Source organism: Paenibacillus sp. FSL M7-0656 (assembly GCF_038003225.1).
Lineage (GTDB): Bacteria > Bacillota > Bacilli > Paenibacillales > Paenibacillaceae > Paenibacillus > Paenibacillus amylolyticus.
This window is the reverse complement of record NZ_JBBOOT010000001.1, coordinates 6697853-6721741: the sequence shown is the minus strand read 5'-3', so window position 1 is coordinate 6721741 and position 23889 is coordinate 6697853. Positions and strand designations below refer to the sequence as shown.

Genomic DNA, 23889 nt, shown 5'->3' with positions numbered 1-23889 from the left:
AATCGGACGCGGCTGTTTAAGCTGAAGACCATAAGCCAAATTCCTTGTTCAAGATACTGAGGGGTTAGGCTTTTTTGTCTTTTAATATTCCTTATATTGTGAATTTCGCGTTCTTGATGTTATTCCATTGGGAAACTCATTGAGTATTGCAGATGAATTGGTTCTTACGCGCATTTAGTGAAACAAACTAGGTATATGTAATGGATCTATTAATTACTTACTTGATATAGTATTAACCGTTGACTCGCACACGTTTTTCCGAATTCGCTATACTGCAGTAACTTTTGAGCAATGAAAAGTTTCACTTTTCTCCGCAAAATATTACAGATCTATTGTTCATACCATTCATTCAATCAATTTCAAATTGTTGATACGCTCGATCTTTTGACCCAAAACTAAAACCTCAATATATTTTTCGTTTAACCACTCTAATGCTACTTGCCCTTCTTCTTTCAAGATAACGCCTCGCTGGCTTTTATACTGAAAGTTCTCTTTTGCCCATTACAATAGTATCTTTACATATTCTAACGTCTCAATTTCACATATACTGTCCTCTTCATCTTCTTCTGCAAAGATATCTTCAAAAGTTGTAAAAGACTGGTCAGATCTTATTAAGTTCACATTCCCTCCACCTTCGTATAACGTTATTTCCCCTTTCAGTAATTCGATTAAGTTTCCGATCTCTTCCTGGATCGTGGCGAAGTCTCCAAATATATCCGATCCCAAAGAATTACTAATTAGATAACCATTCTTTAACGATGAATCGATGCCTAAGTCCACGATAACTTCGTTGAAATCTTCTTTATATTCGATTGTATACCTATATTTAATCATGTTCGTATCTCCAATCTTTTTATTACAATGGACAGGCGGATGTAATCATATCAATATAGCCCACAATAATTTATTCAGCACCTTTATTTGCTGTCATGTCACCTTCTTTGGTTATTTTCTGCATACAAAAAAGCTCAATCCTCACAACGTTCAGGTGGGAAGAGCTTTCGAATTTTTATAACATCAATCGGGGTCATACGGCAACGTTTTTAGTGCTTGCATATCTTCCCAACTGTACAGCCAATACTTGGACTATGAATACTATGGACGTATAAGATAAACGAACTTTCGTAGATCCTCGTAAATGATTTATGATTCACAATCAGTGAGTTAAGAATGTAAACCCAATCTTTTTTTTACCATATCTAATAAATTATAAATCTCCTGTTTAGCTTCTGGGTGCTCCTCCACGTACTTCTCACTGTAAATCATCAAATAGTTATAAAATTCATCATGCTCCATCACTGCAATTACATCTTCATCATATGCTGGCGGCTCTCCAATAAAACACACTTTCTGATCACCAATATACTCTTCCTCTTCTGGCATATGATAGGATGAAAATTGTACCTCCAGTGGACCTGAACCATATCCATGTCTCTCATGATCTCCGAAGTATGTTAAAGCTCTCGGAAAATCAATAATCCAGAAATAAGATTCGACTAATCTATCTATTTCAGCTTTTGTTGTCAAAATTTTGTACATCATATCTCTCCTTCGATATTAATTAAAAAGCAGGATAAAAGTTCTTTATGTTCCCTTTTTCATCTACGAACCCCACAAATTTCAGCCCATTTAGTTCTCCTTTAACTATCCCGTTTTTCACGTTTCCAGCCTGTATCTGTGGCTCTAATGCTGCTTTTCCCCAATTATACATTTTTTCATTAGAAATTATATTAGGATCATATACTGTTTTGGGATCATTCACTCTCTTCCCAAGCACATTTCCATTTGAGTCCGTTATCGGTTCAAAAATACTTTTATCTGATTCACTTCGTTTCAAGGACGGAATTTGATACTCCACCTCGTAGATCCCCTCGACATTGTGCTTCTTGGGTTCACCTATAAAATAATCCTTTTTAACACTCAGTCCATACTTATTTGCGTCTTCTTGTAAGGCCCCATTAAATTTGTCCATATTATGACCACCAGATACTCCAGGTCTGCTACCTCTCTTAAATCCATCAACGTTTACTAGGTGAGCATATGGCCTTTGCAATTTCTCCGCATCACTTACATGTTCACTTATTACTGTCTTAGTTGCTTGTCCCTTGCCCTCAGAACCCTTCTTCTGCTCATTCGCTTTCCTCGCTTCCAGATTCTTTTTAATCTTCGCCACAGCCGGATCAGAGGCAGGCAAGCGAAACGGCCCTTTGCCACCCGGCATACTCCCACGAACCATCTGAAATGCCATAAATAGCTGGCTGAACTTCAGAGAAGTCAACATCATCTGAGCATACTTATCGGATACAGGCTCGCCTGTGAAGGGATGAATTCCATTTTCAAAGGCTTTGATCTGCATCGCATAAATATCTTCTCCTGGCGCTTCAGCATCCGTAGCTTGCATCCGATTGATATCCAAATGCCCCTGATCCTTCTTATATGCCTGAAGGGCTGCCTGATCCGTAACACCATTCTCGTTCACAGGCATCCACATCAGCTTCCCATACACATTGACTTGCGCCATCCGGTAGCCTTTATCCTCCGTACTCGCATCATTACCCAAGGTCTTCATCACTACTCCCGCACCCACAGCGCCAACAGCACTTCCAAGACTCACCTTTTCAGCATCGACATTCTCAAACCGCATGGCGATATCCTTGAGTTCCTTGGAGATGCCCACCATACTTTCCAGCGCCTTCTGCAATACAGGGCGCGACTGCTCAAACTCATAGTAGAATCGCTCCTGCGTCGCCCCCATCCACATCATCTGAACGAACATGATCTGTCTCGTCAGTTCACTGCGAATATGCTCCAACTGTTGTCTGGCCTGATCCACCTGATTGGATACATGATGTAGTTGCTCAGGAGTCACCTTAATTGTACTCATCCGTTTTCACCGCTCATCTAAGATATGATAGGACTATGTTAGCAGAATTTTAATGGCAATTACATCCGGCTAACCTCCTGATTTCACTGCATGAATCCACGCTCAGAATGATTTATATCCGTCCCTCAGCCCCATACGATCTCTATGTAGGTGTATACATGTTCCAGAGGGTTTTCCTTTTACGACTACAGGATACTGTGGCATTTTACTACGACAAGCAGAAAACTTTAACAAATAATAGAATTAAAGAATGAACTTGACTTGTGCCGTTGATAGGGGGTACTATATGTTTGTATAAATGGAATATATTACAATTTAAATATTTATTTTGGAATCTTATATTAACAAGATGGGGATCAGAGCCTAACATAACTAAGATATCAATGCGTATAAATGAGTTTTACATTTTGTCTGCAACACATAATCATTGGCAGGCATTCATTTTACATATACATTCCTACTTCATAGAGTTTTCTAGCCTGTAGAGTTCTACCTCTTAATTTCTTTTTTAGTAAAGAAAAAAGGAGAAGAATCATCTTTAAAAGAGAGGAGGGCAAGAGGCTTTAAGCTGCAAGCAGGTCTATTTGTCGTAACCGCATGTTTTTGTTAAAGAATACCCATAACAAGAAAGGTGGAATTTATTGCTATGAGAAAGTTGATTAGTTTAGCTCTTATTCTTGTTCTAATGCTTTCATTTAATGTAGCTGCCTATGCAGACGGTGATGTGACTCAAGCCAAACCTATGACAAAGGAAGAAATTATTAATTCCAAAGAATTCCGTGAAGCTGTGAAAGCGGCTAAGGCTGAATTTGAATCGCAGAAGGCTGATAATGTGGGTGGTCCAGTTCTGTTTGCGCCTGCTCCGAAAGTATCTCACATTAATGTATACGGTGTCGTATCTCCGAATGGCGGTCAAGAAATTTACGGCTTCAATAACAACCCACTGTCCACAACCAATGATCATGGTGGGGCTTGGATTCAGTGTATTACTTTCCAGATCGGTTATGACAGCAGTCACTACGGCACACTCGCCGGCAATACAATGACAAACAACTGGTCTGAAGCTATTGATCTGGACGGTGACCGTGTCGTAGATGCTTGGGCCTATTCTTGGGTTTATGAAGCGCCTACTACAGGGGGACAATTTGTAGGTACAGTCTATTCCATTAATATTCCAACTCAGTGGACCGCTTGGATTAATGTTCGCTAACAGGAAGGATGTAATATGAATATTGGAGGATTTGGCTATCCTGGTTCTATCCTGAGGAATACGGAAAGTAAGCCCAAAAGCTCATCAGCTTTGGACATGGATTTAATAATTCTTGATCAGGCGCAGGGATATACATCCCCTGCGTCTTTTCTCATTGTGACCTTAAAGGGCGCGACTTTGTATAGAAACCCACCGTTGCACTGTAGGCTACTTTCCCTCTGCTTGTATGAATACATACGTACTCTCGTCAGATCGCTCTTCTGAAAAGGCAAAGTTTAACCGATCAAAGTTTCTTACGTCCTTCACCTCTGCAATCTTATGCTCTGCCATATAACGTACCATTTCACCTCTGGCCATTTTAGCCCAGGTTGCCTTTTCAACAAGCTTCCCATTGACCATTTGTCCGAATACACAAGTAATGAACCGGGTTTCCTCACTTAGAAAAGGCGTGATATTTTTGCTATACTCTTTGGACGCTAGATTTAGGATGTAATTGCTTTCCGACTGAAGCTGATCTGCGAGTTTGCTACCCCAGAATTGATAGAGCGATTTGAAACCTGGACCTTGCAGCTTGCCCTGCATCTCCAACCGATAAGGAGTAACGCCATCCAAAGGCCGTAACATGCCATAAAAACCGGATAATATGCGTAAATGCTGCTGAAGATACGCCAGTTCCTCATTTTGAAAAACACCTGGAGCCATATATTGATACTGAATGCCCTCATAGGCATAGATTGCTGGTGTCAGATTTGCTTTTATATTCATATTCTGAATCCGCTCCACGTTCTGTTCGGCGATTGCATCGTTACACTTCCACATCGCTTTGAGTTCGTCATAGGATAACTTTTGAAGCAGACTCAATAGCTGTTCTGACTCGTTTATAAACTGCGGCATCTGTGCGATAGCCATAAGATCGGTATCAATCTTCATCTTTTTAGCTGGTGATATGATAATTCTCATCGTGCTGATCCATCCTTAATCTACCGTTGTTTTTGTCGTTATCCATTGTACAGGATTGGACAGGTGAATCCAATGCCATGGCTTAACTAAATCCCTCATGGTACCTTTGAAAAGACTTAAAATGAACAAGTCAGCCCACGATTGGACCGGCTTGTTCATTAGAATTCAACACATTAAATTGGTGAGAAAGCAAGGCGTGCATTTCAAACCGCTATTAGGGAGATACGCTCCCCCCGCCGCTATTTTGCTCAGTTTTTGTAGTCGGCAATTGAATCATTGGCGTATTTGACCCACTTACATATGGAAGGGCTCCATCCCATTTCTTAATGGTTTCATATTCAACGAGTTGACTCGACAATGATTGTTGAAGTTCTTTATTTGCTTTAGCTTGACCTTCTGCTTCGATCAATAGTTTGTCTGCATTACCTTGCGCTTCCACGCGCTTACGATCTGCTTCTTTCTTGGCGATCTCCAGTTCAGTCGTTTTACGTTCCAGTTCTTGAGAAGCTTCGACACGCTTATCGATTGCTTCCTGAGTCTTGGCGTCAGGTTGAGGAACACCTACAGTAACGTTGGATACAATAAAGCCTAACTCTTTAACGTCATCAGAAAAACGTTGTTGCACGTCTACTCCTGCTTCGGATGACTTTTCACCATACACATCAATGACTGTAAACTTGGAAATCCCCTTACGAGCTGCGTCACGGAAACGTGTTTTGAGATATGTATCCTCAATTTCTTGAATGCTAATTGGCCCAAATGTATTAAAGATAGAAGATACTTTACTTGGTTCTACTTGGTAGTTGTAAGCAAAATCGATTGTGATGTTTTTCCCGTCAGAAGTAGCAATCTGAATATCTCTGTATTCCACCGTTTGAATTCGGATCGGATATTTCGTCACTTTATCAAACGCTCCAACGAGTTTCCACCCTTGACTCAGTGTGCTATCTTTTACGCCTCCATTTGGTGAATATACGACCCCAACATATCCATTAGGAATTCGTGTTAAAAAGAAGGTCACCATTAGCACTCCCACAATAATAACTAATGCAACCGCAATTGCCCCTACCCTAAACGTCTTTGAATTTTTCATCACCATTCTCCTCCTGTTTGAATTTATTGTATTTCTTCAGAATTCTACTACCTATTTTATTGAATAGCGGGAACATTAATGACCATAGAATAAATGCTAGGATAAAAATTAAAATGATTCCCCCAATAAATGGCATATCCGTCCTCCCCTCTATGGATGTAACCGAGTACAAATTTATAAATGGTAACTAATTATATCCTTCTTTATATATACTTTGTAAATTCGTATTAGGTTTCAAGGATATTCCGCGCTTGAACTACTATTAGGTAAAGTAGAGAAGAGAAAGGTGGATGAATCGGCGTCCAGTACCCGGTTATTCCTATCAAGAAAGTGATCATCAATTCATCTGGGTATTATGGATCAGGAGTTGTATCCATTGCTCTTCTCTGTAGGTGTACACATATTCTAAATAAACTGCCCTACTGTCACAAAAAAAGAGCCATCAAAATGTTTAATGGCATCTTCGAATGAGTAATGATACGAACCAAAATTAAAACTATAAATTTATATCACAGGTTACCATCTTATGAGCTAAAACTCACTTTTAGATGATTTAAACCTTTCTAAGTCATAGTATGGATTTGAAATATGATCTCCAACCTCCATAATCGTCTCTTTAATCTCGTTTAAAATTATCAAATCTATATTATCTTCTTTACTTATAGACTCTTTAATTTTAATAAAACAATTCTTCAAACCAAGGTTAACAACAATAGAGAGTATGATATCTACATCTTCGTAGGAATTAGTATTCCATAACTTCCTCATTAAGACATCCATCTCATTTCTAGTTTTATCCTCTAAAAGCTCATAAGTCATGATTTGTCGATCTGTTAATTCGGATAGGATTAACAAAAAAACTTTTTTATCAAGAATCTTATTTTCAAAATCTTTTAAAGCATTCCTGAACAAAGACAGTAAAACTTCTGTAGGTAACCTATCCGCTAATTTCTCAATATCTCCAATATTCATTTAATCATTTCCCTTGTCCTCTGTATGTATTTTCAGAATGACTTGTTTCCATTGCTACAGAATATACAAATCAAAATCAAACTCTGCGTTCAAATCATAGGCTATACCAATTGCCTTTTTCTCAATAGTAATCGCAGGGGTCTCATTATGCATAATCCTAATCGAGAAGCTAAACCGAAAATTCAAATTATGCTTCATTCTCAAGGTTTTCAACTTTTCTATATGTGGCTCCAAAAGATTGAGTATGTGATTCAATTGCTGATTGATATCAAAAGATTCCTGATAGTCCGTCTCCAAAAACCAACAGGTTTCCTTTCGATACAAATCTCTATCATCAATCTTTTCTCCTTTTATATAGGTTCCAGATGGTTCAATTCCAATCTGTTCTGTGATTAACTTCGGTTCGAAATGATCTCCTGTAATGATAAATTCAGCCATAATATTCGTTTTGTCCATATATGATCCTCCTAACTTTATTCATATATCAAAAACCTGAACTGCAAGAGTACTACCTTCTTTATTGATCCATTTTATTATCATATTTGAACATCTTACTTATCTTTAAATTTAAATTAGCGAATTTTAAATGACCACATTTTGTCCCTCGACATATTCCCCCATGTAGTAAAAGCAACTGGTGAGTCTTCAGATATGTATTGGTTGAACAATAGACTTAAATTAAATGAATAGGAAGTCCCCAAGTATCCAAGTAAAAAGTAATGTCCGATTTATCTATTAAGAAGATTTCTTCCCCTACACCAGGTAATTCAACGGAGATATACATATTTCCACCCTCCTCAAACTTCTTAGTTATTGAGCCTGACAGAGGATCTCTTGTTAGTTCTTTATTAATTGAAACGATGTGTAGATACTTACCTTGACTTAGAGATTGGTAGCTTATTGCATCTCCTTCTTTTAAATTTGTGCATGACTGACTTTCGAACTGTTCTGTTTGAGTACTCTCTGTAGACTTTTGAGGGTTATTGACGGTAACTAAGCACACATTACCTTTTAGTTCAACAGATTTTACATGCCTGCTAGTTTCTACGGGAACCGGATCTTTCATCATAAAAAACACCAGAATGATTACTGTAATCAATAATAAACCTATAAATAATCCTTTTCTCAAATATGACCTTCCTTCTATTTAGCAACGTACCATTTACCCTCTTTCCATCTTGGCCCCGGATGCAGTTGCTTTCAGATTAAAGATGATCTGAGAGTTTGCTACCCCAAAATTGATAAAGCGAGCTGAAACCCGGACCTTGCAACTTATTCTTGCATATCCAACAGATAAGGCCTAACCCATCCAAAGGACGTAATATTCCATAAAACCGAATAATATCGGACATACCATTGAAGAATTATGGATCAGGCCATAGTTGTACCCATTTCGTTTCTCTGTAGGTGTAGACATATTCCTGTGGGTTATCCTCCAATTTGACGACTACAGGATACTGTGGCATTTTACTTCGACGAGCGGTGATGCTAATAATATCATGTTCATCCATACCCTTTTCAACGATTAAATACGTTCTTAAACCATCTTCAAGATCCTTCATATCATTCTTATAGGAGCCATACCATGTGACTGAAGCTACAACTATTAGTGCAATTACAATCAATACTCCCTTTAGAAATTTCATTTTATTCACCTCACTTTAGCCTGTAGTTTGTAATTCTATTAATATTTCCGCTTATTATCACCATCATTTGGTAACCACTATCTTTTCCGATTTTCCTTCCCAATCCATCTGAACTATAAATTCATCCTCATCCAAAAATGGGGACATCCCTTCAGCTTTTCCTCTGATTACAGTATTAAAAGGAACTTCTCCTGTAGAATGAATATTTTTGCTCATAAATTTGGTTTTAACTTTTTCAATTAATGAAGGATTATCTCCTAAGTACCTAATTTCATATTCATAACTTGCTACAGAGCTATTACTTTGAACGGTACATGAGACACTCCAATTCTCACTCTCTCCTGTATATGAAATGACTTTGTTTGAACAAGCGGATGCTGTCAATAGAAGAAGAAAAAGCAAAAAAAACGATACTCTCTTCATAATAAATCCTCCTTTATAGTCAAGATATAGCAAATACTAAATTAGCAAAATAAGAGATCATAATAAATTACATCTAGAGAAAATGAAGAATTATTTTGAATTTCAAGAAGATTATGGTCACCATTTTTGCAGTAGCTCTCATCTTTTCAAATATTAATCCTGTTATGGCAACACAGGACGAACCAGACTTTGACACAAGCAAATATACTATTGTAAAAAAGACTGTCGCATTTGTATGACAATCTGCCAAAGTGATCTATAACACTCCGTTCAAGCCACCGAATAACCGCCCTAGGACATCAAAATATATGATGATGAAAGACATTATTATAGATATTGGTAGTATAATCAAAAATTTAAGTCTTTTCGTAGGAACAATAAATAATAAAATAATGACCATGATTAGATATATTCCCATAAGTATTGGGATCAAATAGTAATGAGTATGCTCGGGCAAGTAAGCATCGCGCAATTGATACCCTTCGGACAGTAGAGCTGTGATTGGAAGGGATAACACTAGACTAGGTACAGTTCCATTGCCTCGTGCATACCACATCACATAAGCACACATCGGAGATACTACTGCACACATCCCCCAAAAAATAATTTCTTTCATTGGAACGAAATGTAGAAAAAACACGGTGTATAGATAATAAACAGTTAGTAGCGACACAAAAAAGAAGAATACCTTAACTACTGCTAGTTTAGGAGAATAACTAATAACCGATATGAGTGTGGCAACAAAAATCCAAATACCTAGACGCCCACCAATATCGTCAAATATGGGGTTAATCCCCTGAGCATCCACAAGCTTTGCCGCTAAACCTAAAATCACTCCGATCGTTATCGCACTTACAATTGAAAGGACATTTTGTTTTGTAGTGGATTGGTTTTCAGCTCTAATTTGACTTAACTCTTTATGTATTCCCACTTCAACCCTCCAACTTCCATAATTCCTATATTCTAACACAACCGATCCAGCCTGTAGAATCTGTTCGATCTGTTCCTCCGATAAATTTCATTGTTATTCTTCTAAAATGGTTCTATGTATCCACTCATAACCGATCCTGGTCCTTACCGAACAGAAATCCCCACTTTGTCGCATGGGTCCTTATATCTAAATCACTATATCCACTCGTCAATCTTCTATTACCTGAAGTTAGGTCGTTATTCTCATTATCTCAATGCGCCATTTTGCTATGATTATTATTACTTTGACCGTAAATCTATTCCACCAATACCATATCAGCCCAAATTATTTTCAGATAACAACTAGGTGGGTTGATGATCTTATTTAATTTTATTTTAGAGAGAAAGGGTGTCTCATCCTATGTTTATTGTTCAATTACTGCTCGCTATCGCACTTCTGGGCAGCTCAGACAGCTCAAATTATGCCACTTCTACACAACTAGAAATCAACCAAATACAGCCTATGGATGCTTCTCCTGGACAAGTCATGGAAACCGGTTTAGAACCTTTCCGGTCCGAGCGCAATTATAATGGATGGGAGCCAGAACTCGATCAATTCGAGCAGGCCGCCAGCAGTCTTCAGAACAGGCTATTTGAAAGTGTTGTGTCACCGATCCTATCCAAACCTGGCGATACAGGAATATTTGATTATGGCGGGAATCTGAAATTACTAAAGTCTGTGCCTCTGAATACACGTTTTGAACGTGGCCCACTAACCATTCATATTGTTCATGCCCAATTATTAGAGGCTAGTGACATTCCTGAGGATTCACAGAAAAACATTTCCATTCTAAATCGGGAAGATATCGGTTCCAAGATCACTTATATCAATATCCTCTACACTGTGGAAAATACAACCGATCAGAATATCGGTTTTTACGGCTTAAACTCCGTTCATCCAAACACGGGAAAGCCGATCTCCGCAGATCGCAATTTTATGAGAAAATCATATGTCTATAATCAGTATGATGGCGTAGTTATTGATAATACCAATTACGGTTTGGTATATACCGATGACCCTGATAAGTTGGAATCCATTGAACTTGTGTTCAACAAAGTCTATGACTACGATACTGGAAAAACCATTGTAGAGCCCACTTTGTTGAAAATTCCTTTTGCTCTTCAAGAGTAGTGTAAACACAGCTCCATCGCTCATTACGACAAAACTACTACTCTAAAAACCACCCTAATTCATTGAACTGCACCTCCAATTGGTAGTTGTGTCTAACAATTGGAATGCAGTTCATTCATTTGGAGTGGTTTTTTGTTTATATATCCATGGTATCCAATCGCTTTTCGTATGCAATGCTGCTACGTCCAACCGATTTCTGGAGACTCATTATTCATATGCCTGATCGAGGATCTAAATCATCTCAATTGAAGCTGACAAAAAATAACTTCAACATTATAATTGTTACATATTATCCAAAAGCAGTGATGACCAGGAGGACAAGATGCAATTTCAACCAGTGTATCATGATGGGGAACTATTTTTACCCAAAATCGAATTAAATATGGCATGTAACCAATCGATTGGCATTATAACAGACTTGAAGCGAAAACAGATTTTAATGAATCAACTGCAGGATCGTTCCCAATATTACATACTTCGAGCTCAACAAAACGAGTATACACAATTAACGGTGGAAGAATTAATCACTTTTCTAATCAACGTAACAGAGCGGAATGATCGTGCCACTATGTTATTGAATTATTTCGCTTTGAAAGAAGAACAGAAGGTAAAAATCAAGCATCTAAGCCCATCAAAAAGAATGTATGTGACGTTGCTGCGCGTTTATTTTGCACATCAGCCTACACTGGTACTGGAGGAACCCTATTTTTATTTGGAAGAACAAGATCGTCGCCAGTTTAAACGGATTTTAGATGATCTTTCGAAACAAATACAGATTTTAATTTTAACTTCTAATTTAGAGGATGCTATGATTTCCTGTGATTCAATTTATCGTCTGAATGAATCCGGATTTCATCTGTTGGATATTCGTGATTCAGAAGAGGACAAGCAAACAGTGCAGGAACAAGATCGAGCCAATATAACCCTGCAGAAGATTTATACGAAAAAAAATGACAAAGTGATTTTGTTTAATCCGCCTGAAATTGATTACATAGAAAGTATGGATGGTTCAGTTCTTGTCCATGTAGGTGGAGAAAGTTTTATCTGTGCGCTGACGCTGACCGAGCTCGAGCAGAAATTGTTTAACTTCGGATTTTTTAGATGTCATCGATCCTATATTGTTAATCTACAGAAGGTAAGAGAGATTATTACATGGACGAAAAATAGCTACAGCTTGCGATTAAATACAGGACAAGATGCGATTGTTCCGTTATCTCGTTCAAAATTACAAGAATTAAAAACACATCTTAACATTTGATTTCCAGGGAAATATCGATTCAATCAAGCAACTAATGGTACCGTTCAGCCGTTGACAGCTACATTTCGGCGGATTTCGATGGTTGGAGGCATGTAATCTTTATATGCTTAAGTCATCAACTCCAAGGAAGTGATATGCATGGATGTTATCCGAGTAGAACGTATTCGAAAGAGATTTGAAAATAAGAATGCATTATCAGAAGTATCTTTTTCAATTCCAAAAGGTGAAATTTTAGGTTTCCTGGGTCCAAGTGGTTCTGGAAAAACAACTTTAATTAAGATTTTAACTGCGCAATTAAATCCGACAAGTGGACAGGCAACTGTATTTAACCAGCCAGTGGCGATGATGCATCAGTCTGCACAGAAGATGCGCTTTGGTATTTTGTCAGATAACAGTGGTCTATATGAAAGATTATCGATAGATGAAAATCTGGAGTTGTATCGCCAATTATATGACCTTCCTAAAACTTCGATCGATACAGTATTGCAGTTTGTAAACTTAAGCGAAGAACGCAAAAAGAAAGTCATCCACTTATCGAAAGGGATGCGTCAGCGTGTTATGCTGGCATGCGCAATTATCCATGAGCCGGAATTATTATTTTTAGATGAACCTACTTCAGCTTTGGATCCGGTAAACTCCACACATATTTATAAAGGGCTACGCTACTTAAATGAGAAAGGGACAACAATTTTTCTAACGACACACGATATGTCAGAAGCAGAATTGTTATGTGACCGTGTAGCGATTTTGTATCAAGGTGAAATCCAAGCTATTGGCTCGCCTAAGGCACTTAGAAAACAGCATCGGGAAAACGTCGTTTGTGTAGAATTGGTAAACGGGGAAACCTACGAGCTCCCGATGAATGAAGGAACGGCTGAGCAAATTGCCGATTGGATGAAGCGAGGCTTAATCGAGCGATTGGAATCGAAAGAGCCAAGTTTAGGCGATATCTTTATTAAAGTGACAGGAGGTGAACTGTTATGAGTATCTCGTTAAAACGTGCGCGAGCAATATTTGTAAAGGACTACAAAGAGTTTTCACGCAATTATGGCATTTCCATCATGTTGCTTGTTCCGATTCTATTCGCATTTCTTTTTCGCACTGCAGGCCCTTCTTTCCCTGGGGCAATAGGTTTTCTTCTAAATATTTCGTTTGTGCTCTTAACCTCTTTCGCACAAGCATGTTTGATCGCGGAAGAAAAGGAACGTAATACCTTACGATCATTAATGATGACTCCAGCCACAACGATGGATGTATTAGTTGGTAAAAGCACCTTAGTCTTTGTCATGTCTGCTATTGTTCTGGCTATTGCTACGTATATATTAGGCTATGAGCCACCTAGTATATGGGCATTTGCAATTGCAATCATTCTTTCAATAATTCTATACACAGCAGTAGGAACGATATGTGGTTTATTCTCTAAAACGGTCCTTGAAGCTTCATTAGCAATCATTCCTGCAGCAATGGTATTTTCTGCTCCTCCTGTTGCAACAATCTTGTTTGGAGATTTCCCGATTTTTAAAATGCTGGATTATACACCAAGCATTCAACTTGTGACTTTGCTAAATATACCCCATACAGGCTTTACAATTGGAGACCTCTTAAAACCTCTCCTCATTATTTTGATATGGACGGTTGTATTAACGATTGTGTCTGTTATTTTGTATCAACGGCGGTTAAAGGATGAGTAGCCACTCCTCGCCTACACAACCAAAATATAAAACAAACCCCGGTACACGTCTGCATTCAGCAGCGTACAGCCGAGGTTCACCATTACCATTTCAAATGTTACACTACCTATCTCAACTTAACTCATCTCGTAAAATCATGCTGCCCAATAGTCAGCAGCGTTGGCCTGCTCTTACTCCACACCGAAGTGGCGATCTTCGGATTGTAATAATAGAGCGCTCCGTTTGTCGGATCAGCGCCATTCAATGCCTTACGAGCAGCCCTGTAAGAAGTCTGGGTTGGCTTGGTATTAAACTGCCCATCATCTATAGCCGTGAATTGCCCTTTCTGGAAAATAACCTTCGAAATAGACGACGGGAATTCACTCGAATGTACCCGATTCAACACAACCGCTCCTACAGCGACTTGCCCTTCAAAAGACTCCCCGCGCGCTTCACCGTGGATCAGCTTCGCCAACTGGCGCAGCGTCTCGCCCTCGGCTTTGGCCTTTTTGTTCAGCCTATTCAGCGTCGCTGGACCAGCAACACCGTCTGCACTCAGTCCCTGCGCCTGCTGGAACTTGCGGACAGCACCTTTGGTGATGGTACCGTAATATCCAGTCATTCCGGCGTCAAAGTACCCCAGATCGCTTAATTGCTCCTGCAATTGCAGTACATGCTCGCTGCGAACGCCCTGTTCCAACTTCTGTGCTCCCGCAGAAGGAGCTGCCACGGTCAAGCCCAGAGTCAATGCGCAGGCACCGAGAAGCATACTGACCCGCCCTGCTCTTTTGCCAGCCATGTTACCCTTCCCATGAGTGACTTTCCGACTGACAGTGATAGGTTCCATGTTGTCAGCAAACGTTAATGGATTCAGCCCCTCATTTGTGCTATCAACTGTAGTCCGTTCATTACTGTTCATATGGCTTCCCCCCTTCATCTCTGTCATCTCACTTACGCTATCTAATTCACTTATCATATTCTTTTCATTGATTTCATTCGGTTGATCCATTCCAATATTATTCTTCATCATTCCATTAACCTCCACTTTTCTGAATCCAGATCCCACATCTTCCTCCTGAATCCTCACGGTTGGACATCCCGAGTGTCATTATAGGATATAGAAAAAATGAAGTCTATCGGACCGATGACGCAGTGAAAAAACGACACCGAACATAACAAAAAGAGGCATGAGCCCATGGTCACACCATGGTCACACCCCTTCTTGTATCAACCATATACCGCTTGTCCAACCCGTTATTTCCGTAGGCAGGCAGACCCGTACAAAAGTTGCGTTGTATTTATTGACAATTACTCAGCAAGTTCCTGACCCTTCGTTTCCCGGCCCCAGAACAGTACAGCTGCTGCGCCAATGAGGATTGTCACGAAGAAAATCGTGAAAATTAGGCTGATTGCCACTTCGCGTTGAACCAGCATACCGACCATTAATGGAGCCAGTACGCCACCGATTCGGCCAACCGATGTGGCAAGGCCAACACCTGTCGAACGAACGGAAGTCGGATACAATTCTGGGCTGTAGGCGTACAGACCACCCCAGGCTCCCAGATTGAAGAAGGAAAGACAGATTCCTGCGGTCAGGATCGTCGCTTCCGTTGTAGCCAATCCAAACGCAATCGCACTGAATGCAGTCAAGGTAAGATACACAACCAGTACGAACTTGCGACCGTAACGTTCAATAAAGTACGCAGCGGTGAAGTAACCTGGCAACTGTGCAATCGTCATGATCAGCACGTATTGGAAGCTTTTAACCAACGTGAATCCTTTTGCCATCACAACCGAAGGTAGCCACAGAAACATTCCATAATAAGAGAAAATGACGGTAAACCACAAAATCCAGAGCATCAACGTTGTACGGCGATGTGGTGCTGACCAGACGGTAGCCACTTTCTCGCGGAACGTGATTTTATGAAGCTTGGTATGATTCTTGTACCGCGGCGGGTCCTGAATGGCACGACGCAGATACAGTGCATAGAACGCCGGAAGCGCACCAATGGCAAAAGCAATTCTCCATCCGTACTCCGGAATGACAAAGTTGGCAATGAGCGCCGATACAATCCAGCCTCCTGCCCAGAAACTTTCCAATAATACAACGGCACGTCCCCGTTCGGCTGTAGGCATCGACTCCGATACCAGTGTGGATGCCACGGGCAGCTCTCCACCAAGTCCAATACCCGCAACCAGACGCAGTGCACACAATACCGCAAATCCAGTCGCCAATGCAGACAGACCGCTTGCAATCGTAAAGATTAACAAGGTCCACATCAGAATGGCCTTCCGTCCAAAACGGTCCGCAAGTGCACCTGCAAGCAAAGCACCTAATGCCATACCGATGGAGTTAATACTCGTAAGCACACCGACTTGTCCGGGACTGAGACTCCATTCCTTGGCAAGTGCAGCCACGATAAAGGAGATCATACCAACTTCCATCGCATCAAACAGCCAGCTCATGCCGGCACTAAACAGCAGCTTGCGCTGCTTGGGATTCCGCAATACTTCCAGTTTGCTCATCACTTATAGCTCCCTTGATCTCTATGTAGTCATTCTGACACTAAATCATTATTATGCAGAATGCTCCAGAAATCAATGCAAAATAAGCTTTTCCTTCCGATTTCTGCGATACCTTACCCCTTGAGTGAACCCGCTGTCAGACCTGCTACAAAGTAACGCTGGAGTAGAAGGAACAACGCAATCATCGGAATGGCCGTTACCAGCACACCTGTAAGCATCATCGGGTAGTTCGTCACGTATTCCCCGCGGAACTGCATAAGTGCGAGCGGTAAAGTGAGCTTGGACTTACTGCTGAGCATCAGCATCGGAATAAGCAAGTCATTCCAGACCATGACGAGCAGGAACGTAGCCGTTGCCGCCAGCGAAGGTGCAGCCAGTGGCAGTGCAATCCGCGTATAGAGTCTCCATTCGCTGGCCCCATCCATACTGCCCGCTTCCAGAATCTCCGAATTGAGCATGCGCATGAAACCTGTCAGCATAAATACTGAGACAGGCATCAGCATAGCCGCGGATACGACAATCAGGCCCGTGAGACTGTCCGACCAGCCGAGGGTACGCGTAAGGGAATAGATCGGCAGCATACTCACCTGGGATGGAACGATCAACCCTGCTACGAACAGAGCAAATACAATTTTGCCTACACTGCCGCCCCAGCGGACAATGGCGTAAGCAATCATGCTACTCAGCAATAACTCAATGGCAACCGTACCAAGCGTCACGACCAGACTGTTTCCGAAATATTGCCACATCGGCTGATTGCGGAACATGCCAGTGATGTTATCCCACGTAAACGGGTCCGGCCAGCTGAATGGACTGGTGAAGAAATTGCTGCTTGTTTTGAACGAGGATACAAACACAAAGTACAGCGGCACCAGAATCAGCAGCGCGTACACCAATAAGATCAGGCGATTGAACCATTTTAAAAACATGTGAACTCCCTTCTGCCTCGATTGCAGGATGAATGCTCCAACATCAACCTCAATAACTTACCCGGTCGGCACGCAGTGCCTTGAACTGCAACAGCGTCAAGAGCGCGAGCAACACCAGGAAGATCATGGAACCGGCAGAAGCCAGACCAAATGAATAGCTGCCAAAGGCGGTATGATAGATATATGTTGTCAAAATTTCAGTTGCGTAGTTCGGCCCTCCGTCCGTCATTGTGAAAATGAGGTCAAATGCCTTGAACGACTGAATCGTCGTATAGGCCACAACAATCGTTGCCGAAGGTGCCAGCAGTGGCCAGGTCACGGTACGGAATACCTGCCATTTGCTGCCGCCATCCATACGAGCCGCTTCATACAGTTCTGCCGGAATGCCTTGCAGACCCGCGATAAATACAATCATCATCTGGCCAGCGTGGGCCCAGACTTGCACCGCAGCGATGGAATAGATGGCGATCTTGGGATCACCAATCCAGTTGCGAGCGATGCTGCTCATACCCGCTTCATTCAGTCCATAGTTGATCAATCCAATGGATGGATCATACATAAATGCCCAGATCAGTCCAACCGATACGGAGGACAGAATCGCAGGCAGGAAATACAATGCCCGAAGCACGATGCGTGTCTTGGTATTACGTACCAAGAGTAGAGCCAGGACAAGTGAAATAAAGGTTTGTGCAATAACAACCGTTAACATGAACTCCACGTTGTTGCCAAAGGCTTTGCGGAATACGATGCTGCTGAGACTGTCCTTGTAATTATCCAGCCCTACAAATGCATACGACGGGGATACCCCATCCCAGTCCGTAAAGGAATAGAACAGCCCCGTCAATGTAGGAAATACGAACAATCCAACGTACAGCAGCAACCCAGGGATCAGAAACAGGGATAGCTGAAGACGGTTTTTCATCGTTTATTTCCCGATATGCTGATCAATGATCGCTTGTGCCTGCTGTGCTGCTTCTTCTGGAGAAGTGCCGCTCAGTACAGCCTGGATGGAGTTGGTTACTGCTTTTTGATTGTCTCCGTTCAGGATGGTGAACCGTGGCTGGAACACGGTTTTTTTGCTTGCCCATTCTCCGGCTACCTGAAGCTCAGGCGTGTCGTACTTCACATCATTCACCGTTACATTTTGTCCAGTCTGGTTGGCATACTCGCTCGCCACTTCCGGATTGCTCAGGAATTCGAGGAACTTCTTCGCTTCTTCCGGATGTTTAGACTTGCTGTTCACGGCGAGCATGAATGTGGTGGTGTGTACCCCTTCATACTTCGCTTGATCTGCACTTACCGTAATTGGTGCAAGCAGTTTTTGCTCCAAGTTCGGATTTTGCTGCTTGTTCTGAGCCAATTGATATGATCCGCTTGCCAGCATCGCTGCTTTCTCTTGAATAAACAGTGCTCCAGCCGCAGGGTCTTTCGTACCCAGTGCATCCTGCTGGAAGTAACCTTTATCGTTCAATTCCTTGATTTGAGTCAATGTTTTCACCCAAAACTCATCTGTCAGTTTGGCTTCGCCCGCTTCTACTTTGGTAAAAATGTCGTCACTCGGTGCATTGTTCATCACCATCGTATTCATGAATTGTCCTGGACCAATGTCCGCTCCGGCAAAGGCAATCGGAATGATGCCATTGTCTTTCAGCTTCTGGCAAAGTGCCAGAAAGCCTTCCCAATCGGTTGGTGGCGTCAAGTCGTATTGTTCAAACAGTTTTACATTATAGATTGGATCGTTATATACGAGTTGATACGGAATTGCATATTGCTCGCCATCGTGCTGTCCTGATTCAATCAGCTTCGAATTGTAGGCCGACAGGAACGATGATCCGGTCAGATCCGTGAACAATCCCGCTTTCGTGAAAGCTTCGAACTGTGCACCCGGGAAGGATGCAAATACATCCCCTACCGAACCGTCACTGATTTTGGATTGTACGGTGGACTGATATTGATCGGAGGGCAGTGTCTGCATCTCAACGTTGATGTTCGGGTTTTCTTTTTCAAATGCGTCAATAGTCTTGTTGAGTGCTTCGGAATCTTCTCCACGCCAGTGCATGAAGCTGATCGTAACTTTACCTGAACCCGAGGAGCCGTTCTCTCCAGATGAAACGTTATCCCGGCCACCGCAAGCTGACAGCAGGATGGACATCACCAGCATACTGACAAGCGGCAGGATCAATTTTTTATTTTTTTTCATGAAAGACGACCTCCTGAGGATGCTTGATATTTTAACTAAAGAATGTTTATACTGACCACTCCGATGACAGAATAACCTTCCGATCGCTGTTATCCCCAGATTTATTTAATTCCTTTTTATAAAAGGAAAAATCCGGGGATAAAGGCAAGATGATGCTTACGAAGTAGCTTTCTTTCAGAAAGCTTTTAGCTTCGCTTCTTCAGATCGGTTCTGCCCTCTCCGTTAAAGTGTAAAAAAAAGTTAACTTACTTAATTGGTAGTAACTTGATGCTGCTTCTGTCTTGTTTTCCATTTCTCGCGAATGATCGGCATCACGGTACGTCCGAAGATTTCGGCCTCTTCCAGATGCGGGTAACCGGACAGAATGAAAGTCGTAACGCCGAGATCTCCATATTCCATCAAACGCTCTGCGACCTGTTCGGCTGTACCTACAATGAGTATCGCACCGCCGGAACGCACAACGGACAAGCCTGTCCACAGGTTGGGACCTACGACAAACTGCTGCTTCTCGGACAGTTCCCGTAGCTCGTTCTGTCTGCGTTGGTTGGTTGCATCCGTCTCGGCAAAAGCGGCTTTGGCTTTCTCGATCGCTTCTGGTGGTACTTTGCTAATAATCTCCCAAGCTGCTGCCCATGCTTCTTCTTCGGTATCCCGAATGAGTACCTGAGCACGCATGCCATAACGGAGCTGACGATCTTGTCCCGTTTCCTCTTTCACCTGCTGACGGATGACCTCAATCTCTTCGATCTGCTCCTGAATCCAGTCATGAGGCTCGCCCCACATAAGGAACGTATCCGCATGTTCTACAGCGACCTTCTTGGCAATAGGAGAACTTCCTCCCAGATAGAATGGTGGATGCGGATTTTGCACCGTCTCCGGCATGCCTACCGGTCCTTTAAAATTGTAATACTGGCCGTTGAATTCAGGATTGGGATCACTGGGTACGTCTGCACCAGATTTTGAACCACTTCCGGCAAACTCCGTCAGATTCAATCCCGTCGATTGAGTCCATGAACGCTTCATCACTTCCATATACTCGCTCGCCCGCACATACCGTTCATCATGCGCATGTGCCAGTGGATCGCCGAGTTCCTCCAAATCGCGAACAGAACTGCCTGTCACCACATTGATCATGGCGCGACCACCCGATAGCTGATCCAATGCCGCTCCCATACGTGCAGCGAGTACGGGTGTTACCAAACCCGGGCGAATGGCCACAAGGGGACGCAATGTCTTCGTGTGACTCATCACAGCTGAGCCGACCACCCATGCGTCCAGACAGGCTCCCCCTGTCGGAATCAATACAAATTCGAATCCTGCCTTCTCCGCCGTCTGTGCCACATCGATCAGATAATCCAAACTTGGCTCCCGCTCCGGGGCAACCCCTACATATTTACCATCCCCTGCTGTAGGCAAAAACCATCCAAACTTTATATCTTCCTGTTCGCTCACAAAAGTCAATCCCTTCTATGATAAATTGCTCTAAAAATGTTTCACTCAAGCACTTCGGTTACAGAAAACCTTCCGAGCACTCTTGTCCCCAGATTTCTTCTCATTCCCCTTTCATGGGGAAATCTGGTGACAAAGGCGCACGCTTCGCTTCTTCAGGTCCTTTCTGTCCCCTCCGTTGTCGTGTCATTCTTTAAATTGATTTATTAGGCATATCCAATCTCAAATGCCGATTAATTAACTTGGTTTAATAGGTATGGACATCATAACAATTGATTTGTCTGTGAGCAATGTCATTTCGCGGCAATTTTATTTTGTCATTTTGTGGTCTTTTCTCAGATTTAGGTCTTCCTGATCTTGAATATATATAAAACCCACCTGTATAATAGGTTTAAATACATGTTCAAAAAGTCTGGTTTTCAGTACCGAGAAGATGGAATGAAGCTAGAAATGGAGTAGTGGAGCGTAGGAAAACTACGTGAGCAACCACAATGTTTCCAAAGGAAACATACTTCGTAAGCCTCCCGCTTATTTCGGCTGAATTTCAGCTTCGATGTTGATGATGCCACTAGGCATGATTCGTAATCAAAAGTGGACTTTTTGAACTACATCTATAAGCGAAACTTTTAGAATGTACAAACGATACTTATATAATAAAGAGGTGTTCCTGATGACCGAGAGCATGAAGGAGGACCACCATGAGTTTTTGGATATTATTTTCTTCACTCCATCTGAATTCGAGAAAGCTGGTGGCGCCTGGCCGATCCGCATCGGCCGTAATATAGCCAAGACCAACTATCATATTGGCCCGCGCACTACACCTTATTATTATTTGCTATTTGTGCTGGAGGGGGAAGGTACATTCATACAGAACGGACAGCGTCACGCCCTTCGTGCCAGGGATGCGTTCTGTCTGTTTCCACATGTTACCCATGAGTACTGGACGGACCCCGAGGATACGTTGCAGAAAATATTTATTGCCTTTGATGGTGCACATGCAGCCGAACTGCTTTCCCGAATTGGACTTACACCCGACTCACCATACCGTTCAGGTGTACTTACCCCGGAGACTGCAAGTGCGATGCGCGCGTTCATGGAGGATGTTCGCAAACCGCAGGACGGAGCGAGTGATCTGGGACGACTCACCCGGTTTCTAACTCTATTCGACCGGATTGCCCGCTCCCCCGCAACCAAAGGATTGCAACCGGATTCAGCCACACCTTGGCTTCAGAAAGGTAAGGAATACATGGACATTCATTTTGCAGGCGGCATCTCCGTGGAAGGTGTGTCCGCTCATGCGGGTGTGGATCGAACCCATTTTGCCAAACAGTTCCGCAAAGCCTATGGTCTGTCCCCTGTGCAATATATCCAGCAATTGAAAATGACCCAAGCCAAACGTCTACTCGTGCAGACGCCGCTAAGCTTAACTGAAGTGGCTCATTCCGTAGGTTACCCGGACTTGTTCTCCTTCTCTAAAGCGTTCAAAAAGCAAGTTGGTCTGCCGCCCAATCGCTATCGCACAGCGGAGAGCAGTAAAGAGTAAGTCCATAAAGAAAAGTGGAATCTGTTTATTGATATGGCTAGAAACAATAAAAGGCACGTTCCTTCGATCATTTGACCGTGGACTTGCCTTATTTTTTGAACTATATAATTGTAATTAACGCTCCTACATATATGTAGGCAACACTAAACAATATGTGTATATAAGAAAAATGAATATAACCTTACATAAATGAAACAAAATTCAAGTTTAGGAGTTACAGATGGTAGATTCACATTTCATTCATATGTATAAAATAAGTTCCTGTGCGTCTCAACTATAGGAGATTCGTTTTCGTTCAGAACTACCCTGTATAAATAGTTGAGACAATAACGAAACACAAATTGGTGCTTAGTAATTTAAAGGAAAAATTTTACTGAACGTATTTAGAACGATTTACTGAGCTAAAGTAAGAAAATTCCTGAGGTTCTCCCTTAATTACAGAAACATTCAAGGGATCTCCCCCTAATAAAGCGGTATCCCTTTAAAAAATCTGAATTCACTTAAGAACACACATGCCAGCACAATAAATTACATTATAAAAAAAATAATCGCTACTTTAATCTGTACTATATTTGTATAATTCGCTATTTATCCCTTCTTTGTGACTTTCAAAGGGTAAGAAAGAAAAGTGAATTTTGCTATATTTCAAATATTTTATCTAGTTCATAGGCTCTTGATGCTTTGGATTGTCACTTGAAGAGCTGAACTGTTCAATATTCCCGTCTTTGAAAATGATGTATTGATACTTATCATTAGGCTCGTCAGCGAATGTTACGGCAGCACCATAAGGAGCTTCTGAGCTTTTGAAGGAATACGTGCCGGATATATCTTTAAGCTCCTCAGGTGAATAGCCTTTTTGTTGAATTAAATAGGCTCTCACTTTCTCTTCAGCATCATTTTTTTTGATTGGATTACCAAATAAACTTAAATATCCCCATCCTGATATAACTACAACTAACGCTAGAATAGATAGCAAACTGATTTTAATTCTTTTAGTCATATAAAGTCCTCCTATTATGAGAGTT

Annotated in this window: 24 protein-coding genes; 6 read left to right on the top strand and 18 right to left on the bottom strand. The window is 41.7% G+C overall.

Features of this window, described 5'->3' with window-relative positions; translation table 11 throughout:
* Positions 1 to 501: 501 nt before the first annotated feature.
* The 3 genes from MHI01_RS29375 to MHI01_RS29365 all read right to left on the bottom strand — a co-directional run bounded on the left by MHI01_RS29375 (position 502) and on the right by MHI01_RS29365 (position 2884).
* Entirely contained in the window at positions 502 to 834 is a 333-nt protein-coding gene (locus MHI01_RS29375; protein WP_340984705.1) for a hypothetical protein, read from the bottom strand.
* Positions 835 to 1164: 330 nt separating this feature from the next.
* On the bottom strand, positions 1165 to 1539 hold the full coding sequence (gene cdiI, locus MHI01_RS29370; RefSeq protein WP_105599580.1) for a ribonuclease toxin immunity protein CdiI: 375 nt from the start codon (positions 1537 to 1539) through the stop codon (positions 1165 to 1167).
* A gap of 22 nt (positions 1540 to 1561) precedes the next feature.
* Positions 1562 to 2884, bottom strand: a complete 1323-nt coding sequence (locus MHI01_RS29365) for a WXG100 family type VII secretion target (RefSeq protein ID WP_340984704.1) — start codon at positions 2882 to 2884, stop codon at positions 1562 to 1564.
* A 646-nt stretch (positions 2885 to 3530) separates the two neighbouring features.
* On the opposite strand from MHI01_RS29365, the gene MHI01_RS29360 reads away from it, so the two are divergent.
* Positions 3531 to 4094 (top strand): DUF4879 domain-containing protein, encoded by a 564-nt coding sequence (locus tag MHI01_RS29360; RefSeq protein ID WP_076328002.1) that lies wholly within the window; start codon positions 3531 to 3533, stop codon positions 4092 to 4094.
* 207 nt (positions 4095 to 4301) lie between these two features.
* Here the strand turns inward: MHI01_RS29360 and yaaA are convergent, their stop codons facing one another.
* From yaaA to MHI01_RS29320, 8 genes are all read right to left on the bottom strand, one after another.
* Complete coding sequence (gene yaaA, locus MHI01_RS29355) at positions 4302 to 5054, bottom strand: peroxide stress protein YaaA (protein ID WP_339177737.1); 753 nt, start codon at positions 5052 to 5054, stop codon at positions 4302 to 4304.
* 214 nt (positions 5055 to 5268) lie between these two features.
* Positions 5269 to 6147 (bottom strand): prohibitin family protein, encoded by an 879-nt coding sequence (locus tag MHI01_RS29350; protein ID WP_083669817.1) that lies wholly within the window; start codon positions 6145 to 6147, stop codon positions 5269 to 5271.
* A gap of 531 nt (positions 6148 to 6678) precedes the next feature.
* Positions 6679 to 7119, bottom strand: coding sequence for a hypothetical protein (locus MHI01_RS29345; RefSeq protein ID WP_340984703.1), 441 nt, complete (start codon positions 7117 to 7119; stop codon positions 6679 to 6681).
* A 54-nt stretch (positions 7120 to 7173) separates the two neighbouring features.
* Entirely contained in the window at positions 7174 to 7575 is a 402-nt protein-coding gene (locus tag MHI01_RS29340; protein ID WP_339177743.1) for a DUF4279 domain-containing protein, read from the bottom strand.
* Positions 7576 to 7792: 217 nt separating this feature from the next.
* Positions 7793 to 8248, bottom strand: a complete 456-nt coding sequence (locus MHI01_RS29335) for a hypothetical protein (RefSeq protein ID WP_340984702.1) — start codon at positions 8246 to 8248, stop codon at positions 7793 to 7795.
* A gap of 235 nt (positions 8249 to 8483) precedes the next feature.
* Positions 8484 to 8765, bottom strand: a complete 282-nt coding sequence (locus tag MHI01_RS29330; RefSeq protein WP_340984701.1) for a hypothetical protein — start codon at positions 8763 to 8765, stop codon at positions 8484 to 8486.
* Between the two features lie 63 nt (positions 8766 to 8828).
* Positions 8829 to 9188, bottom strand: coding sequence for a hypothetical protein (locus MHI01_RS29325; RefSeq protein ID WP_340984700.1), 360 nt, complete (start codon positions 9186 to 9188; stop codon positions 8829 to 8831).
* A gap of 256 nt (positions 9189 to 9444) precedes the next feature.
* Complete coding sequence (locus tag MHI01_RS29320) at positions 9445 to 10119, bottom strand: hypothetical protein (protein ID WP_282320834.1); 675 nt, start codon at positions 10117 to 10119, stop codon at positions 9445 to 9447.
* Between the two features lie 399 nt (positions 10120 to 10518).
* On the opposite strand from MHI01_RS29320, the gene MHI01_RS29315 reads away from it, so the two are divergent.
* The 4 genes from MHI01_RS29315 (at position 10519) to MHI01_RS29300 (ending at position 14238) form a co-directional block, all read left to right on the top strand.
* Positions 10519 to 11289: a hypothetical protein gene (locus tag MHI01_RS29315; protein ID WP_282320833.1), complete on the top strand. Its 771-nt coding sequence runs from the start codon at positions 10519 to 10521 to the stop codon at positions 11287 to 11289.
* A gap of 322 nt (positions 11290 to 11611) precedes the next feature.
* Entirely contained in the window at positions 11612 to 12547 is a 936-nt protein-coding gene (locus MHI01_RS29310; protein ID WP_282320832.1) for a LytTR family transcriptional regulator DNA-binding domain-containing protein, read from the top strand.
* Between the two features lie 138 nt (positions 12548 to 12685).
* Positions 12686 to 13531 (top strand): ABC transporter ATP-binding protein, encoded by an 846-nt coding sequence (locus tag MHI01_RS29305; protein ID WP_253501708.1) that lies wholly within the window; start codon positions 12686 to 12688, stop codon positions 13529 to 13531.
* Complete coding sequence (locus MHI01_RS29300) at positions 13528 to 14238, top strand: ABC transporter permease (protein WP_282320831.1); 711 nt, start codon at positions 13528 to 13530, stop codon at positions 14236 to 14238. The genes MHI01_RS29305 and MHI01_RS29300 overlap by 4 nt, the downstream gene beginning before the upstream one ends.
* 121 nt (positions 14239 to 14359) lie before the next feature.
* Here MHI01_RS29300 and MHI01_RS29295 read toward each other — a convergent pair whose 3' ends face one another.
* From MHI01_RS29295 to MHI01_RS29270, 6 genes are all read right to left on the bottom strand, one after another.
* Positions 14360 to 15247 carry a cell wall hydrolase gene (locus MHI01_RS29295; RefSeq protein ID WP_235431594.1) on the bottom strand — a complete coding sequence of 296 codons (888 nt, stop codon included), beginning with the start codon at positions 15245 to 15247 and terminating at the stop codon, positions 14360 to 14362.
* 278 nt (positions 15248 to 15525) lie between these two features.
* Entirely contained in the window at positions 15526 to 16743 is a 1218-nt protein-coding gene (locus MHI01_RS29290; protein ID WP_036614537.1) for an MFS transporter, read from the bottom strand.
* A 113-nt stretch (positions 16744 to 16856) separates the two neighbouring features.
* Positions 16857 to 17672 carry a carbohydrate ABC transporter permease gene (locus tag MHI01_RS29285; RefSeq protein ID WP_036674932.1) on the bottom strand — a complete coding sequence of 272 codons (816 nt, stop codon included), beginning with the start codon at positions 17670 to 17672 and terminating at the stop codon, positions 16857 to 16859.
* Between the two features lie 49 nt (positions 17673 to 17721).
* The gene (locus MHI01_RS29280) at positions 17722 to 18594 is read right to left on the bottom strand and encodes a carbohydrate ABC transporter permease (protein ID WP_017687487.1); all 873 of its coding nucleotides are present in this window, start codon (positions 18592 to 18594) and stop codon (positions 17722 to 17724) included.
* A gap of 3 nt (positions 18595 to 18597) precedes the next feature.
* Positions 18598 to 19872, bottom strand: a complete 1275-nt coding sequence (locus tag MHI01_RS29275; protein WP_340984699.1) for an ABC transporter substrate-binding protein — start codon at positions 19870 to 19872, stop codon at positions 18598 to 18600.
* A 249-nt stretch (positions 19873 to 20121) separates the two neighbouring features.
* On the bottom strand, positions 20122 to 21324 hold the full coding sequence (locus MHI01_RS29270; protein WP_340984698.1) for an LLM class flavin-dependent oxidoreductase: 1203 nt from the start codon (positions 21322 to 21324) through the stop codon (positions 20122 to 20124).
* Positions 21325 to 21991: 667 nt separating this feature from the next.
* Between MHI01_RS29270 and MHI01_RS29265 the strand changes: the two genes are divergently transcribed.
* A complete protein-coding gene (locus tag MHI01_RS29265; RefSeq protein WP_315372549.1) occupies positions 21992 to 22864 on the top strand; it encodes a helix-turn-helix transcriptional regulator in 873 nt (290 codons plus the stop codon).
* 658 nt (positions 22865 to 23522) lie between these two features.
* On the opposite strand, the gene MHI01_RS29260 is transcribed toward MHI01_RS29265, so the two are convergent.
* Positions 23523 to 23864, bottom strand: coding sequence for a DUF3139 domain-containing protein (locus MHI01_RS29260; protein ID WP_315372548.1), 342 nt, complete (start codon positions 23862 to 23864; stop codon positions 23523 to 23525).
* Positions 23865 to 23889: the final 25 nt, after the last annotated feature.